Annotated in this window: 20 protein-coding genes; all 20 read left to right on the top strand. The window is 30.9% G+C overall.

The features are described 5' to 3' along the window. The first annotated feature begins 50 nt into the window (after positions 1-50). Positions 51-617, top strand: a complete 567-nt coding sequence (locus N7U66_RS05275; RefSeq protein ID WP_267676736.1) for a hypothetical protein — start codon at positions 51-53, stop codon at positions 615-617. A 195-nt stretch (positions 618-812) separates the two neighbouring features. Further along, positions 813-1,568: an AbiH family protein gene (locus tag N7U66_RS05280; protein WP_267677627.1), complete on the top strand. Its 756-nt coding sequence runs from the start codon at positions 813-815 to the stop codon at positions 1,566-1,568. Then, a complete protein-coding gene (locus N7U66_RS05285; protein WP_267678480.1) occupies positions 1,552-2,070 on the top strand; it encodes an AbiH family protein in 519 nt (172 codons plus the stop codon). The genes N7U66_RS05280 and N7U66_RS05285 overlap by 17 nt, the downstream gene beginning before the upstream one ends. A gap of 167 nt (positions 2,071-2,237) precedes the next feature. Continuing rightward, a complete protein-coding gene (locus tag N7U66_RS05290; RefSeq protein WP_267677628.1) occupies positions 2,238-3,011 on the top strand; it encodes an AraC family transcriptional regulator in 774 nt (257 codons plus the stop codon). An 846-nt stretch (positions 3,012-3,857) separates the two neighbouring features. Continuing rightward, complete coding sequence (locus tag N7U66_RS05295) at positions 3,858-4,595, top strand: S41 family peptidase (RefSeq protein ID WP_267677629.1); 738 nt, start codon at positions 3,858-3,860, stop codon at positions 4,593-4,595. Positions 4,596-5,207: 612 nt separating this feature from the next. Next, a complete protein-coding gene (locus N7U66_RS05300; RefSeq protein ID WP_267677630.1) occupies positions 5,208-6,344 on the top strand; it encodes a hypothetical protein in 1,137 nt (378 codons plus the stop codon). 173 nt (positions 6,345-6,517) lie between these two features. Beyond that, on the top strand, positions 6,518-7,237 hold the full coding sequence (locus tag N7U66_RS05305; RefSeq protein WP_267677631.1) for a DMP19 family protein: 720 nt from the start codon (positions 6,518-6,520) through the stop codon (positions 7,235-7,237). Between the two features lie 155 nt (positions 7,238-7,392). Then, positions 7,393-7,902 carry a hypothetical protein gene (locus N7U66_RS05310; protein WP_267677505.1) on the top strand — a complete coding sequence of 170 codons (510 nt, stop codon included), beginning with the start codon at positions 7,393-7,395 and terminating at the stop codon, positions 7,900-7,902. A 164-nt stretch (positions 7,903-8,066) separates the two neighbouring features. Beyond that, positions 8,067-8,840 carry a hypothetical protein gene (locus N7U66_RS05315; protein ID WP_267677632.1) on the top strand — a complete coding sequence of 258 codons (774 nt, stop codon included), beginning with the start codon at positions 8,067-8,069 and terminating at the stop codon, positions 8,838-8,840. Between the two features lie 91 nt (positions 8,841-8,931). Next, a complete protein-coding gene (locus N7U66_RS05320) occupies positions 8,932-9,381 on the top strand; it encodes a hypothetical protein (protein WP_267677633.1) in 450 nt (149 codons plus the stop codon). Between the two features lie 296 nt (positions 9,382-9,677). After that, complete coding sequence (locus tag N7U66_RS05325) at positions 9,678-10,061, top strand: hypothetical protein (protein WP_267677634.1); 384 nt, start codon at positions 9,678-9,680, stop codon at positions 10,059-10,061. A 296-nt stretch (positions 10,062-10,357) separates the two neighbouring features. Continuing rightward, on the top strand, positions 10,358-10,807 hold the full coding sequence (locus N7U66_RS05330; protein ID WP_267677635.1) for a hypothetical protein: 450 nt from the start codon (positions 10,358-10,360) through the stop codon (positions 10,805-10,807). Between the two features lie 412 nt (positions 10,808-11,219). Continuing rightward, complete coding sequence (locus tag N7U66_RS05335) at positions 11,220-11,426, top strand: hypothetical protein (RefSeq protein WP_267677636.1); 207 nt, start codon at positions 11,220-11,222, stop codon at positions 11,424-11,426. A gap of 143 nt (positions 11,427-11,569) precedes the next feature. Continuing rightward, the gene (locus N7U66_RS05340; protein WP_267677509.1) at positions 11,570-12,109 is read left to right on the top strand and encodes a hypothetical protein; all 540 of its coding nucleotides are present in this window, start codon (positions 11,570-11,572) and stop codon (positions 12,107-12,109) included. Positions 12,110-12,406: 297 nt separating this feature from the next. Further along, positions 12,407-13,591 carry a serine hydrolase domain-containing protein gene (locus N7U66_RS05345; protein WP_267677637.1) on the top strand — a complete coding sequence of 395 codons (1,185 nt, stop codon included), beginning with the start codon at positions 12,407-12,409 and terminating at the stop codon, positions 13,589-13,591. Between the two features lie 104 nt (positions 13,592-13,695). Next, entirely contained in the window at positions 13,696-14,019 is a 324-nt protein-coding gene (locus N7U66_RS05350) for a hypothetical protein (protein ID WP_267677638.1), read from the top strand. A gap of 280 nt (positions 14,020-14,299) precedes the next feature. Next, positions 14,300-14,638 carry a hypothetical protein gene (locus N7U66_RS05355; RefSeq protein WP_267677639.1) on the top strand — a complete coding sequence of 113 codons (339 nt, stop codon included), beginning with the start codon at positions 14,300-14,302 and terminating at the stop codon, positions 14,636-14,638. Between the two features lie 133 nt (positions 14,639-14,771). After that, positions 14,772-15,338: a PHD finger domain-containing protein gene (locus N7U66_RS05360; protein ID WP_267677640.1), complete on the top strand. Its 567-nt coding sequence runs from the start codon at positions 14,772-14,774 to the stop codon at positions 15,336-15,338. Positions 15,339-15,498: 160 nt separating this feature from the next. Then, positions 15,499-16,245, top strand: coding sequence for a hypothetical protein (locus N7U66_RS05365; protein ID WP_267677641.1), 747 nt, complete (start codon positions 15,499-15,501; stop codon positions 16,243-16,245). Between the two features lie 590 nt (positions 16,246-16,835). Continuing rightward, entirely contained in the window at positions 16,836-17,456 is a 621-nt protein-coding gene (locus tag N7U66_RS05370; RefSeq protein WP_267677642.1) for a hypothetical protein, read from the top strand. Positions 17,457-17,978: the final 522 nt, after the last annotated feature.

The raw sequence follows: 17,978 nt of genomic DNA on the forward strand, positions 1-17,978 counted from the left end.
ACTACCCTTACACAAACCGTTGTAAACAATTGCCCAAACAAACCCAATAAATGGAAATAAGCCAAAATCAGAATAAAGTAACAGGGGAAATAGTTGACCTAATTGCAAGTGCGATTGGAAAAAATAGGGAAGTACATTCTGCGACCGCAATCGCAACTTCATCAAGATTATCAGGTTCATTTTTATTCAAATCATTCGGACTGAATATTGATGATGCAAAACCTGGAACAGCAGTTCTTTCTCAAGAAGCGAATGAGCAAGGACCTGAACTGATTAATGTGATTGGAGCTGTCTTGGCGAATATGGGAGTAACTGTTGACAATAAAAAAATAAAATCAGCTGAAATCCAAAAAACTGAACTTGACTTTTTACAATCCCTGAACTTGACCCAAGCCAAAGCAAATGAAATAATGAAAAAGCACAAGTTGACCGAAAAGGAAATGTCTGTAGCTTGCGCAATGTCGACAGCTTTCATAATCCAACAATGTCAAAACGACTTGGAAGTTGAATCTGGATTTAATACAGCGGTTTATGGACTAATAGAAGGCTCGAAAACTATTCCACCTGAATTGACTGAACCGACAACTGAACAGAAAAAATGGTATAAATTCCGGTAATCGGAATTATAAAATGAATAAAACAACTGTTTACAACACCGGCTATAGTTCATTGCTTCTGACTTTCCTCTCGGAAAGTCCTCGCAAATGTGCTATATTCGGTTTACGGCGGAAAATCCTCGCGGATTTTCACGCAACGAAACCATAGCCCAAACGTTGGCAACAAGCTGAAAAAACATCCGAACAAACAATAAAATGAACAGAATAATATTAATTGGAAATGGATTTGATTTAGCTCACGGAATGAAAACCAGCTACAGACATTTCATAGACAGTTATTGGGAAAAATGTATCAAAGAAGTTCTTGAATTAGCAATAAATACTGAATATGAAAATGAAGAAATAATTGTAAAACAAAGAGGTTATGGTCAAATTACTGCAACTAATTATAAAGACTTTAGCGAAACTTTAAAAAGGCAAAATATAAAGCTAATTTTTAAAAATAAATTTTTTCAAATTATTACAGATAATTCTAGTATCCATAATTGGGTGGATATTGAAAATGAATACTACACTTTATTAAAAAATTCTAGAAAAGCAGGAAGCTATAGTGTAACACAACTAAATTCTGACTTTAATAATGTAAAAAATAAATTAGTTGAGTATCTCAAAGAAATTGAGACTAACTTTAATAATGATTTAGGAAAAGAATATTTAAATACAAAAAGAATAATTGGTTATAAAATTTATCATCCTTTTAAACTAAAAGACTTTTCAGAATCATCTTTAAACCAAAAAGCGGAATTAGAATACAATCTAATAAAAAAAGATTTAGAAGCTCTTGCTGAAAAGCAAATAACAATGGACGAGTTAAGCGAAAGCAAAAGAAGATTGATTCAAAGAATTGACTCAAAAAAACCATTATCAGAAATTAAAAAACTTCTGCAATCAGATTCTGCAACTAATTATTTTGACTTAATTCCGAGACGAAACAATATTCCTAAATTTTAATTACACTTTCACCGACAAATCATATAACAACCCAAGAGAATTTGACCAATATAATGAGGATAAATATTCTTCTGTAAAATCAATTCATATACACGGAACTACAGATAGACACGACAATAATCCTGTGATTTTCGGATTCGGAGATGAAATTGATGATGATTATAAGTCAATAGAAAAATTAAACGACAATAGCTATCTTGAACACATAAAGTCAATTAATTATCTAGAGACAGACAACTATAAAAAGCTTTTGGAATATATTAATAGTGGGAATTTTCAGATTTTTATTTTTGGACATTCTTGTGGTATTTCAGACAGAACACTTCTTAACACCATTTTTGAACACGAAAATTGTGCTTCAATTAAACTATTTTACCATCAAAAAGCAGAACATATAGATAATTATAGTGATATAGTTCGGAATATCTCTAGGAACTTTAATGACAAAGCTAAAATGAGAGACAGAGTTGTGAATAAAAATTATTGCGAACAATTAAAATAAAGCCAGTTGCCAACAACGTATAAAATTAATTGCTAGTTCAAGCTTGCTTACGAAAATCCTTTCGGATTTTCTATTCAGTTTGTATTTGCTAAACTAGGTGCTTGAACACGCAACTAATCTTATACAATCACGTTAGGCAACATTAAAAAAACATCGAGAAAACAAGAATGATTTTAGATGATTTAGAATATATAACTATAGAAAACCAAACAACGGAATTTCCGAAACACTTTCACGAAACGTTTTGTATTTCACTAATACATAAAGGAATTGAACAAATTGATTTTGAAAATCAAAGCCTTTTTAGTGAAGCTGGTACTATATCAATAACTAATCCCTACGAAATACATTCTAATCCTTTATTTGACAAAAAAAATCAATTGAAATTTGATACTATTTACATTCCAAATCAATTAATGAAAAATATATTAAATGGGAAAAACATCAAATTTATTAATAGAAACATAAAGAGTAAAAATGCTAACAATTTATTTGTGAAACTTAAAAATGCTATTGACAAACAGGAAACTGAAAATATCGAATTTTATTTACGACAATTTATTAGCAAGTTAAAATCCTACTCTCAAGAAAACGAAAATGAATATTCTGAATTAAATTTAAATAGTTTCAAGCAAATTAACAACTACATTGAAACTCATATTTACGACAAATTTAGTCTAAACGAACTATCAAAAATTGCGAACATTAATAAATTTGGATTTGCTAAAAAATTCAAAACATCAACAGGGATGTCACCAATTAATTACATATTGATGAAAAAAGTATTTTCAAGCAAAAAGTTAATTAATCAGCAAACAGAACTTACAGCAATAGCGTATCAATACAATTTTACAGACTTGGCACATTTTTCCAAAACGTTCAAACGTTTTGTTGGAATTTCACCTAAAAATTACCAACAAAGCATTATTCAAAAATTATAATTGCCAACATTATACAAGTGCCAATATTATTTCCTCATTACATTTGGAAAAATTTCAAACCCAAATGAAAAAAATATCATATTTCTCTCTTCTCTTTTGTATTATATCAAATGTAATTTTTGCACAATCCATAGATGACCCTTTTTCACAGAAAAAGATGCGAAAAGATTTAGAAGTGTTAAAAAAAATAAGAGTAACAACAAATTCGGATTATACAAATATCGTACAAGTCAAGAAATCGATAGCATTTATAATTGGGCAGATAACCAAATTGATAAATCTTCTACTTATCGTGATTTTTATAATATCATTTTACAGCTAACAGATTTTGAAGGTAGTCTACATAACGATACATCTATACCTGAAAAATTAAATGAATCTTTAAGAACTGAAAAAAAAGGTTATTTTCCATATCCAATAAAATGGATTGATGGAAAATGGATTATTAATTTTGAAAAAGGAAAAATTCCTTTAGGTTCTGAAATCATATCAATAAACAATGAAAAAATTGAGAATATTGTAAAAAATCTCTACAAATACTATACTACGGACGGAATAAATAAAACAGGAAAGCGAATAGGTTTAAATTACAGTTTTAGTAAATATTATCGTTTACAATATGGTATAACAGAAACATTTTCGGTAAAATATAAAGAAAACAAGTCAGATGAAACAGACGAAATAACCGTAAAAAGCATTGATTATAAAAACTATTATGCAAATGCAAAAAACAGATTTTCAAAACCATACGATGAAGTAAATTATAAAGATTGGAACGATAATGAAATCTACAGTTATAAATCAATTGACAAGTCTACCGGAATTTTAACCATTAATGACTTTGGAATGGGAAACGAAGAAGACCAAAGACATCTAAAATATGTTTCATTTTTAGATAGTATTTTTACAACTATAAAACAAAATGAAATAAAAAATTTAATTGTAGATGTACGCTACAATGGTGGCGGAACTGACCCAAATGATTTAGTAACATACTCTTATTTGACCGACCGAAATTTTTCAGAGAATAAGCAAGCTTGGATAAGTTTTAAAAAAATACCACATTTAAAATATATAGAGAGTAAAGTGCCGTCATTTTTGAGGTTTTTAGGCGTTGGCAAATTTAACAAATGGTTTCAAAAAGAATTTTATATAGAAAAAGAAAATCGCTTTTATCAAGGTCCTTTAAGCGAAGACCATAAAGTAAGAACACCTAACAAGCAAGCATTTAAAGGAAAAATATATCTTCTTATAAGCCCAAGAATTGCTTCAGCAGGAAGTTTATTTGCTTCAATGGTAGCTGGAAATAGTAATACAACTGTAATTGGAGAGGAAACAATGGGTGGATATTATGGACACAATGGACATACACCTTTTACTTATATTCTTCCAAAATCTAAAATTTCAACCTCATTTTCTATCGTAAATTTGGAACAAGATGTTCCGAAAAAAGAAAATCAACTATATAACAGAGGAATTATTCCTGACTTTGAAGTAAAGCAAACTTTTGAGGATTATTTGAACCAAAAGGACGTACAAATGAATTTCGTATTAGATTTAATAAAAAAGAACAGTACGGAATAATAACGTTGCCTAACAAAGTATAAAATTAATGGCTGGTTCTAGCCTACTTGGAAAATTCCTGCGGAATTTTCCGCTGGCAAGTATTTGTTTACTAAATTAGTTCCTTAAACGCGCCACTAATCTTATACGTAAACGTTGTGTACAATGGCTCACTCGGCTCCAAAAAAAAACCATATTCGCTAAAACTAATACTCTAAAGCATTAATTTTTATCAAAAAAATTAACACGTAATTATTACGTAAAATAACGGTTTGTAAACGGATTAAATAGCAAAACGGAGCAATGCGCAACGGTTCTACCACTCAATCGCTTTCTGACAACTTAAATGCGCGACTGTAACGGACTACCGCTCTGCTCCTATTACGTATAAAAACATGACTCTAAAAGTGCTGTTTAAAGCAAAAAGCAATATTGACAACGGATACCACTCGGTGTGATAAATGGAATAAAAAATATAAAGCACTGTACACAACAGTGTGTAAAAATAATTGCTTGGTTCTATCTTACTCGGAAAATCCTAGCGGATTTTCCTCCGGTTCGTTAATATTTACTATTTTAGAGGCTTAATCACGCAACTATCCTTACACTTAACGTTAACTGCAAGCACAAAATATGAACGTAGAAAGATTACATAGAATATTGTTGGATATACAACAAGAATTAACCAAAACGAATCAAGCAACTTTGATTCAGCAGATTGAAACTCATTTGCAAAACCAAATAAACCAACCACAACAACCTACTCATCAAACAAATTTTGTTAAGGCTCTCGAAAATTTATACAAAGCTCTTGAGAATTCAAAGTACAATGGTTTCTCTCCTAGTTGGAAACAGGTAATTGATGAAATAACAGCAGATGACCTACTCGGTAATCCATTGAAGACAAAATTAGAACAAATATTATCTCAGAATACAATTACTCCTGCTAAAGCTCTTGAAGACATAAAAGCAATTAATGCTGAGTTTAAATTATTTCAAACTGCCGTTACAAACACTCTTGCAGGATTCAAAGAACTTGGAATAGAGGAAGAAGAACTTGAACCAGGAGAATGCGAACTTGGATATACTATCCCAAGAGAATTCATAGATAATAAACTTTCTTCTTTCAAAAAAGAAGTTTCGGAACTTACATTTATTCTAAATCATATATCAGAAGCTGTAGAGGGAGAAAAACAAGAATATAAAATCAAAACAATTTCTTCTAGTGATTTTCTTCTTTACGTAGTAATCGGACTTCAGGTAGCTGATGTTTTATCTAAAGCAACTGAAAGGATTTTGAACCATTATAAGCAAATTTTGGAAATAAAGGTCTTAAGAAATCAACTAAGTGAAAAAGGAGTTCCGATAGCTAAAACTAAAGGGGTTGACACTTACGCCAACGGAATGATGGAAACGGAAATTAAAAAGATTGCTAAAGAAGTATTGGAAGAACATTATAATAATGGCGATACTGCTAGAAAAAACGAGCTTGAAAATGGAGTCGTATTTGCACTTAACAAATTAGCAAACAGAATCGATAATGGTTTTAACGTAGAAATTAGAGTAGAACCTTTACCAAAACCTAAAAAGGAAGATGAAATCTCTGAAACGCAACAAGCACAAATTGATTTAGTTACATCAATACAAAAGAGTTCGAGCAATATTGAATTTATCGAGACTAGTGGAGAATCAATACTTGAATTACCTGAAAAAAAGAAGAATAGCCAGCAGTTAACAATGGCTATAGTTAATACGGGTTTTGGTGCTTAACCCAAAGTGTAGAGCTTTTAACAAAGTCCGCCAAATCTTTTGATTTGGCTTTAAAATAAAAAAGATAAAACAAAATAAAAAGTTTTGGCTAAGTGCTTAATCAAAAGGGCAGTTCCTTTTAATCCCGCACTAACCATAGCCGAGACGTTGTAAGCCATTTGAGAAAAACGCCAATGAAAATAATAATCGGAATAATTATAGCAATCGGACTTATGTTTTTTTACTTAAACAAGAAAAAAGAAAACCCCACAGAATCAACATCTGAAAACCCTAAACCAGTTAATTTCTACTCATTAAATGATGGAAACCAAAATGAACTGATTATATCAATGGAAATTTCTCAGAAATGGCTTGATTCGACAAAAACAAAATATGACTGGAATGAATTTGATGAATATGACAACAGAATGTGGGAATATATGTATAAATTCTTTGACGAGACAGTTGCTAAAAGTGGAATTGAGGACTACAATGAATTGTGGAATAAATTAACTCGTGAACAAAAAATATTTTGGGCATTTCTATCATTTAACGGAGATACTGACAATGGCGGAGTTTATCAATTTATTTTCAACAGACCTGAATTTATTGTTGCAGTTGCAGAAACTTGGGACGAACTAAAAATGACCGAATTGAATACTGACTATGAAAATGTACTGAAAGAATTAACTGGAAAATCGACAAAAATCAGCGAACTTAAAGCAGTTTTTAACGATGAATCCAAAGATTGGGAAAAAAGATGGAATTCGTTTGCTGATGGATATAAAGAATTAAAATCGACTGAAAAAATTGAAGATTATTATTACGACAAAGAATTTAAGAAAAAGCTTTACAAACAAGTCGCAGATTTAATCGAGAATAACATTGACAAATTTGCAACAATAAAAGAATAAAAACGGCTTACAACACCGTATAAAATTAATTGCTAGTGCAAGCCTACTTACGAAAATCCTGACGGATTTTCTATTTGGTTTGTATTTGCTAAATTAGTTGCTTAAACAACGCAACTAATCTTATACAATCACGTTAGCAAACATTTCAGAACTGAATGGGAAATTCGATATTTTTAATAATAATTGCTATCTTAATTGTTTTATCTATTTGGTATCTGACTGTAAAATATTTTCTAAATCCATTGTTTTTTAAACCAAAAATAAAGACATCTGAAATTATTGATTTCCTGAACAAGAAAGAATGTTTATTTATTGAATATAAAGCTCTTAATAAGGAGGAAAAACAAAGAAATATTTTTAATCAGGAAAAAGGATTGACATTTGATAATATATTCTCTACAAAGTCTGAATATAAAATAATTGGATTTTCTCAAAACAAGAATAAACACAAAATATATTGGGCTGAATTAAAATCTTGGTACCGACCTTTTGGAAAACGGATCCTTAATCTAATTGAGGAAAAAGATGTTGAATTATTAGACGAATTACAAAAAGAATATAATCAAGAAATTATAAAAGTGACAGACAAATGTCCTGCTTGCAATAGCGGAATTTTAACGAATGAAACTGAATGTAAAAATTGCGGACTGAATTTAGTCGCTTAATGAACAAAAAACGATTTGCTAACAATGTGTAAATATAATTGCTTGGTCCACTCTTACTCGGAAAATCCTGCGGATTTTCCTGCGGTTCGTTCCATTTTTACTATTTTAGTGGCTTAATCACGCAACTATCCTTACACGTAACGTTAGGCACAAGCTAAAAAAGAATGACAGAAAATAACCAACTAACCATTAAATTTGGAGGAGACGGAAATATCAAAGTAGAAACTTTGACTGACTTTCTAGATGAGTATAAAAACTTACTATACTTAATAAATACGGAATTAGGTTACAAATCAGATGATTTAGTAATTGAAGTTTCTCCACCTGAAAATGGAAGCTTTAAAATAAAGATAAAGTCAAAATACAAAGACTTAATTTTAGATAAAATTGGAGATTTAAGTGTTGGTGTCTTGTTAGGACTAATTGCGATCTATTCTGCAAATGTTGGAGGTAAAAAAGATTTGGAGGAAATAAAAAGCATATTAGAGCAAAAGCAAATTCAGAATACTGATGTTCCAAAAATAGTTTACAATATTTATCAAAATTACGGAGCTCAACAAAAAATTCAACAAACATTCATTATCGTAAATAACGACGATAATATCACAGATTTAAAAATTGAAAATAAAGAAAGAGAAATTATTAGTATCCCGAAATCTGAATTTAATAATGTTATAGAAAACCTTTCTGTTTCTGAAATAGAATCTATTCCTGAATCTGATATATTATCTGATGAGGCAATTTTAATTATTAAGACAATCCATTTCGAAGGACAAGCAAAATGGGCATTTATTTTTAGAGGTTATCCAATAAAAGCTTCAATTAAAGATACAGATTTTATTAACCGACTTAACAATGAAGCATTCAGAAAAGGTGACGCTTTAAAAGTGATTTTGTCCGAACTCGTAATTACGATGAAAGTTTACAAACGTATTTAGTCGACCAAAGTAGTTACGTTATTGACAAGGTACTTGAGCATAAATCTAAAACAGAGAATCAGAATAAACTAAACCTTGAATAAATTATAATATGAATCCAATATTTGAACAACAAAGTGGAGAAGGAATTGGATATAATTATGAATACTTTCTTAAACGCTTTTTAGAGATTTGTGAAAGTCATTTAAAGAATGGAAGAGCGAAATCATTCGCTTTCATACTTTACGATTTTCACGATAAGCAAATTAGAAAAATATTAAAAACACAAGGTGGTTTTGCAAAATTGGATAGGCTTTCAGGTTTTGACTTATCAATTTTCTATATAAATAGTGAAGATAAACGTTTAATTAGCTCTTTCAATAAAATATTTTTAGGAGCTTTTGAAATTAAAAAGAAAGCGAAACTTCCTTCTGTTCTATTTTTTAAAGTAGAAAATAAAGATGTTATTGATGTGAAAATTGTTGAATTAGTGCAAGACAATATTTTATTCTCATTCCAAGAACTCTACACCACAATAGAGAGTTATCTCGGAAAACAGTAAAGAATTACCAAAACCTAAATTGAATAAAGTAATAAGTTTCTTTGAGAATATAAAAAAGATCAGTTTAGATGAATTAATTAGGATTGTAATTTCAAAAGGAATTGAACATTTTGAATGAATAAAGCCAGTGCCTAACAACGTGTAAAGCTTATTGCTTCAGCATTTTTCATCTGAAACATTAATGACTATAAATTGTTAACCCTTTTTTATTTAACTTTAGCAAAACATATCGCAACAAGCCTTACACGAACACGTTAGCCACAAGCTTAAAAATGACCAGTACTTCAATCAAAAAGATGGATAAGACTAAAACTTTGTTGCTATCAAATTGGCAATTATTTTGGCATTATTTTCTTGGACTAATTCTATTGAGTGTTGGAATTATGAACCTTTATTGGCTAAATTCTGAAAATTATAACGGAATTCGGACTGAAAAGGAAATCATAACTTCTATTATCGTTTGGTTTTCATTAGCTTTAATAGTCTTTATAATTAAGAAAAGACGACTGAATTTTGTGCGAATTGACATTTCTCTTAACGAAACTGAATTTAAAGAGAAAATGTTGGAAATAGCGGAAAAAGAAAGTTGGAATTTGACAAATAACACCAAAAGTTTTGCGAAATTTTACAATGGTTCACGGCTGGAATTGGGGATTAACAATGACAATTCTACGATTTGAAAATTACTTGTTGGTTAATAGTATTTGTGACCCGGAAATGAGGTCGTGCATATCGGTTTTTAATGAAAACGAACGGAATATAAAACGACTGAAAAAGAATTTAAAAAAGCCAGTGGCTAACAATGTATAACCGCAATTACGGCGGATTCGACTACGTCCGAATCCACTCGGAATTCCTAACGTCAGTGCCAAACCGAAAATAATCGCTAATTTAACCCGTAACTGACGTTTATACGAGACCGTTGTGCATAATTATGAAAAAACGAATTCTAATAATTTTTATACTGCTGATTTCAATGAAATCTTTCGCGTGTTCTTGCGAATGTAATTGGGATTGTAGATTCGGAGCAGTTTCTGATAATCAGGAATTCGTGGCACTTATTAAAGTCATTGAATACACGGATTATTTGGAACACGGAAATGAAAAATTTCCTTATTCGATAACGGTTGAAATAATTAAAAAATATAAAGGTTCGGAATCTCGAAAACGAATAAAAATTTGGGGAGATAACGGAATCTTATGTCGACCATATATTGAGGAGTTTAAAGTTGGAAAATATTATTTAATTGCACCATCGAAAATCGAATACGACTCGAAACCTGAACAAAAAAATGATTATGACCTATTTTCTTGCCATACCGATTATTTAGAAGTGGATTACGACAAGAAAATTGCATACGGAGAATACTCTTGGTGGCGGAAAGAAATTACGCTTGAAAAATTTGAAAGTAAACTGGAAAAATAACTATGCACAACAATGTATAACCACAATTACGGCGGATTCGACTACGTCCGAATCCACTCGGAATTGCTAACGCCAGTTCTTAACCAAAAATTAACACATATTAACCCGTAACTGACGGTTATACGAAACCGTTGTACACAATTAAAAACAAGCATTTCGCTGAAAATAAAAATTGAGAGAATTACCAAAAGATATTACTGACGAAATGAAAATCCGATTTGACTCGGACTTAATATTAGCGAATAAAATTTTAGCGGAATATCTAACTGAATACGATTACCTGAATTCTGACCGAATTATTCGCTGTATAGTTTATCTAACTCAAAACGGAATTGAAAACTTTGAAAAGAACCTGATTTTAGCGGAACTGACCCAAGAGACGTAATGCTTTGGGCTGAATATGAAAGAGAAAATGGAGCTGAACCGAAAAGAGTTCGTGATTTCAATAAAACTTTTACTGAAAATGGTGTTTAAGGAAAAAACTAAGGACAATGAACTTTATGTTTATCTGAATGGAAAATTGATTTATAAAAAGTGGCTGATTACTGGCGAATCAAAAGTCTTTGACTTAATGGCATATGATAAATACACGCTGAAATCTATAAAAGAAACTGAATAAAATAACTGTGTACAACAACGTGTATAGCTCATTGCGGCTGAATTCCTAATCGGAATTCATTGCAATTTGCTATCTTTCGGTTACGTCGGAAAATCATAGCTGATTTTCCGCAACAAGCCATACATAAAACCGTTAGCCACCATTTGAGAAAAACTAAAGACATATTAATTATCATTTTCGCATTTCTAGTAGTTTTTGCTATTGGATTTGTTCTAATCGGAATTTATGTTATTCAAGATAAATATGATGGAAACTCAGAATTGACCGAACTGAATAGTAATAAAAAGATAGAAAGTCCGATTGTTGGAAAATGGAAAGTAATTAACTCAAATGTCGAACCTTTTCAAATAATATCGAACGGAAAAAAACTTTATTTGAATACAATATTCGAATTTTTAGAAAATGGAAAACATAGAGTTTATGAGACAAATAAATCGGAATTTTTCTCTTCTGTTTCTTATCGTATCGATGGACAAAAATTAGTTATGGTCGATTTAGATATGGTCTTTGATTACGGAATTGAAAATCTGACTTCTAATTCGCTAAAATTGAAAATAAGAAAAATACCAACTTACTTTTGGACTGATGAAAATCTTTCTGACCAAAAAGTTAAAGACAAAGTTTCTGAATTACAGAAAAGCGGAGTAATACTCGAACTAATAAAAATAAAAAACGGTGGCTAACACCGTATATAATTTATTGCTAGTTCTAGCCTACTTACGAAAATCCTCGCGGATTTTCTATTCGGTTTTTATTTGCTAAATTAGGTGCTTAAACCACGCAACAAACCATATACAAACACGTTATGTGCAAGCTGAAAAAACAAAAGTGTAACAATAATCCAATTTTTTAATCCTTAAAGGAAACCAAAAGAACAAATGAGAAAATTAGCTTTAATATTAATCATAGTAATTTCTTTTTCATCGTGTAATCAAAGTAAAAAAAACACCGACAATCCAATAAGTGAAAAGCAAATCGTAATGGATTCTTTAACAGCGGAATTAGATTCTATTCAAAAAAATGGACAAATAAATGGATTTGCAGTTGCAATGGTCGACCAAAACGGAGTACTCTATGAAAAAGGCTTTGGATTAGCTAATCTTGAGACAAAAGAGAAGTATACTGAAAACACCATACAGCATATTGCTTCGGTTTCTAAAACCCTAATTGGTATTGCTTTAATGAAAGCTAAAGAAATGGGGAAACTAGATTTAGACGACCCTATTCAGGACTATTTGCCTTTTAAAGTGATAAACCCAAATTATCCGAATGAAACGATTACCATAAGACAATTAGCGACACATACTTACGGTATTAATGATACGGACCAATATATGAATCGAGCTTGGATTCTTACAAAAAACCAAGACTTGACAAAGGTAAGCAAAGATTATCCAGCTCAAAGATTAAACCCAAATGAACTTGATATTCCAATGGAAAAATATTTAAAAGGATATTTGGAGTTTAATGGTGCATATTATCAAGATGATAATTACATAAACTTCAAACCAGGAGAACGGTATAACTATTCAAACATAGGTGCTACACTATGTGCTTTGGTTATCGAAAAAGCGACAGGTCAAGCATTTGATTCATTTACCGAAGAACATATCTTAAGGCCTTTAGGTATGAATTCTTCAGGTTGGTCACTTGAGGATGTGGATATAAAAAAGCATTCGAGATTATATAGAAATGATAATACGCTTTTACCCTTTTATACAGCTATAACTTATCCCGATGGAATGTTGATTTCTTCAAGTAGCGATATGGCTAAATACCTAGCTGAATTAGTTAAAGGTTATTCAGGAGAAGGTACATTACTTTCAACAGACAGCTACAAAGAACTCTTCACAGAACAATTAGAAGAACAAAACTTTGAATCACGAAATGCTGGGAATCCCTATAATGGAGATTATAGTCCTGCCCTATTCATTGGACATAGTGCATTGGGCTACATAGGACATTCAGGAGGAGATGCAGGAGTAGGAACTTGGATGTATTTTGACAAAGAGAAAAAAACAGGCAGATACATAGTAATTAATACAGATATGGGAAATGATGAACGAGCGAAAGAATTAGAATACTATGCCGTTTGGGATAAAATGAATGAATATTTTGATAAATTGAAAGTAGAAAAGCCAGCACATAACAATGGCTATAATTAATACGGGTTTTAGTACTTAACCCGAAGTCTGTGCACATTTATAAAGTCCGCCAAATCTTTTGATTTGGCTTTTAAAATGAAAAGATAAAAACAAAATAAAAAGCTTTGGCTAAGTGCTTAATCGGAAATTTAGTGATTTTAATTCCCGTACTAACCATAGCCGAGACCGTTGTAGCACATATGAAAAAACTCATATTCACGATAATAACAGCACTCGGATTTGTTACAGATGAATGTCTGATTTTTGAATATGTTTGTGATTATCCCGAACGTGGACCTAAATTTTACGGATTTCCATTTATACAAGAAACTGACACAACTTGGGTCTTTTCTATGTCTCGGAGAAATTTATCTATTCGGATTTTTAGGAAATCTAATATTTTGGACAATAATAATTGGGGGAATTGTTTTGCTCTTGGACAAGATTAAAGGAAAACTTATAAAGAAAATAATTGGAATTTTTGGCTTGTTAATTTTAGTTTGGTCTTTATTTATTTCGTTTGTGTATTTTGGCGCAGTTGACTGGAGATTGAAATTTACTCACGACAATTTCAAAATGGATTACTATCAATCTGACATTGATTGCGAAAGGAATTTTTTACTAATAAAAAAATATAGATAAATATAACAAAACTGTTTATAGCATATTTAAAAAATGGCGAACTCAAGGACAACTGACTTTCTTTTTGGATGTAAAAATCTGTATTTTATGGAAATTCATCCTTTCGATTTTAACAAAACAGATACTGAAGAATATAAAGGAATAGTTGCACTTGGAAAAGAGTTAATGGAAGAGCTTGGAATTCAAAATTTTGCACGATTTATAATGGAATATCAATATCGTGTCGGAATATGGTCATCCTTTATAATATTGGAATATGGAAGACCTGACCGAAATGAAATTCTAAAAATTAGCGGAACTGAAACTATACTTGCTTCTTGTTTAGGAAAAATTGAACAAAACGAAATCGATGAATTACCAAATGAAATTATTGAAAACAAAAAAAGTTGGATAAGAAAAATAAATACGTGCTACAACACCGTATAAAATTAATGGCTAGTTCTCGCCTACTTACGAAAATCCTCGCGGATTTTCTATCTAGTGTTTATTTGCTAAATTAGGTGCTTAAACACGCCACTAATCTTATACATAAACGTTGTGTGTAATGTAAACCAATATTATGGGAATATTTGACTTTTTGAAAAATACCGATAATTCTAAACCTTCGAGAAAGCATATTTTGTTCTCAAACACTGCATTGGAAATAATTGGAACATTTGTAGAGAAAAACGGATTTCAATTACATAGTAAAAAAATTGAAACGTACTTTACGAATATTATTTGGAGAAAAGAAGAGCAGTATATAAAAATAACTGCATCTGATTTCCCAACTGATTATCCATACAATTATGATATAATACTGGGAAAAGGAAATTGCGATGACTTTTTTGAATCAGAATGGGATTCCATTTCGATTTCTGATATTCAAAGAATGTCCGAACCGAATAAAAATCATAATGGATATGACTTTCCAAAAAAGAGTGAATTAAAAAAGAGTTTGGAAAAAGCGAAATCTGATTTATCGGAATTTGGAAATGGTTTCTTAAATGGAAATCCGGAATTGTTTTATAAAGCGAGAATTTTGACAAACGGAGAAAACAAGCCTGAAAAAATTATTAAAAAAGATGAGAACGGAAAAGTAATTGTCGAACTTTTGCCATATAATGTAATAAAGAAAAGTAACTGAAATAAACACTACACACAACACCGTGTAAAAAACATTGCTTATTTTAGTTCAATCGTTTGGTCGTTGCTTTGTTTGCTAGCTTCTGATTTTCCTTCGGAAAATCCTCGCACTCAAACACGCAACGTTCCTTACACAATAACGTTGTACACAAGCAAAAAAAATGAACAGTAAACACGAAATAGATACTTATTCAAAGTTAGAATTTGGTGCAACATTCTTTCTTCAAGAATCATTTCATTATTTACACACAGCTTTAAAATACGAATTTGCATCAATCATATTCTCTAAAGAACTAGACGCAATTGAGCCGTCAAAAGAAGATAGAGAGATAATTGAAAAAACGGATTTACCGAATGACGCTGTTGGACTTTTGCAATCAGATATTCCTGATATTCTAACTGAGGAGACAAGGAATTTGATGTCAACTTGTTGGCAAAAAGCCCAACTCAGAGCGGAAACAGAAAAGCATAAGTTTGGCTTAAATCACCGAATAGATTCTATTGAAATATTAGGTCATTTAAACAACTTTGGTTTTTTTATTGAGACACTCGTAAATAGACATCTACTCTTTTTAAGTCAAACAAAAATCATTGATGAGTTTAGCTACGCAAGAATTTCGATTTCAAAAATAATGGAACGCTTAATTTATATATTCAAAGACGATTTAAATAATAATAAAGTACATCTGAACGAAATAACAAACCTGTTTAGTTTAAGAAATAAAACGGTACATTTTACACCTGACAATGCAGTAGCGTTGAAACCAAAAATATCTGAATTAATACAAATATGGACTCAAAGTGTAAAAATCATCAAGAGATTGGAACAGAAAGAGAAGTTTAATGAAGAAAGTTTTTCGGAGAGATTAGAAAATCACATAGCGGAAATTAAAAATCGTTGGACGTAAAAGCCAGTGTACAACACCGTGTATAATTAATGGCTGGTTTTAGCTTGCTTACGAAAATCCTCTCGGATTTTCTATTCCGTTTTTATTTGCTAAATTAGGTGCTTAAACACGCCACTAATCATACACATCAACGTTGTGTACAATGCCTCACTCGGCCGGAAAAAAAATAAAAATAATTAAATTTTAGTGGTTTAAGTCCAATAAATTCTAACGCAAGTAAAACGTAATTAGGAGCACAACTAAACGGATTTTTGCGGATAAAAAAGCGGATTATAAACGGATATACAAAACGGTGGGCAACTGTTGCGCGGACTTATGCTCTACTCCTATTGCGGATAAAAATATTACTCTAAAACTGCTGATTAACGCAAAACGAAAAGTTGCGAACGACTGACCTTCTAAACGGCAAAGCAAACCGCAAAAAATAAATAAAGCACTGTACACAACAAGGTGTAAAAGTAATTGCTTGGGCTGTGCTTCTCGGAAAAATCCTGCGGATTTTTCCTCCGGTTCGGTTTTGTTTACTATTTTAGTGGCTTATCAACGCAACTACCCTTACACAAACCGTTGTAGTGCATTTAAGGAAACCGATGAAAAGAATATTATTAATAATAACATTAGTTCTGATTTCGAGCTGTAAATCAGAAAACAAAAATGACAAAAGTCTGACAACTGAACTTCAAGAACCGATTTCAGAAATTCCTCAAGTCAACGACCAATTTCAAGCATTTATTGACCAGTTTCCGACAAAAACTCTTCCAATAAAAATAAATGGTTGTACAGACGAAATTCTTGATTTACCAAAGTTAGATATCAAATTAAGTTCTGAATATACCAAAGATGCTGAATATGAGCATATTTACGGAAAAATTTCTACCAATGGAAACTACATATCTACAATCACTCTTGGAGAAGCTGATTGTTTCGTTCCAATCCTGAACACTTACAAACTGAACGGAGAAAAAATAGACTCAAAACCGATTAACATTGGATATTGTGGACCTGACCCTTGCTATGAATGTGTTGAAAATATGACAATCGATTCTGAATACCGAATTTACGTTGCAGATACAATAAAAACATCTGACTGTGATGATAATTTTAATGCAATCGCTGGAACTGAAAAAATTAAAGTGGTTTACAAAGAAGGAAAACTGACTAAAAAAGGAGTTATAAAATTGACAAATAAAATTGTGAAAAATATTAAATAAAACGCACTACAACACCGTGTATAATTAATTGCTTTGGCAAGTGCTTATTTGGAAAATTCCTTCGGAATTTTCTCGGGTTTGTCTTTGTTTACTATATTAGTTGCTTAACACGCAACTAACCAAGATACACATCAACGTTGTAAAACATTTGACTCAACCAACAGTCCTTTTCACTAGTTCAAACGAATTGATTACTAAATTGAATTTTTATTCAAAACACAAAACGAATAAATTTGAATAAACATATATTATGAAATTGAAAACAATTTTACTCTTGACAATTCTTTTAATTAGTAAAAACTTTTACTCTCAAGAAAACAATAGAGAAAAAATCTATTTTACATCTGACAGTTTATCTTTTATTCATTTATTGCCAAATCAAAAATTTGGTTTTATTTCATACAAAGGAGATTCACCATTATCATATTATAACGATAAGAATCAAATAAAAGGACATATAGATGGACCATATTTTATAATCAATGAATTTGGTTCGGAGAATATTTGATTGAAAACAAGAAA

The organism is Lacinutrix neustonica (assembly GCF_026625145.1).
Lineage (GTDB): Bacteria > Bacteroidota > Bacteroidia > Flavobacteriales > Flavobacteriaceae > Lacinutrix > Lacinutrix neustonica.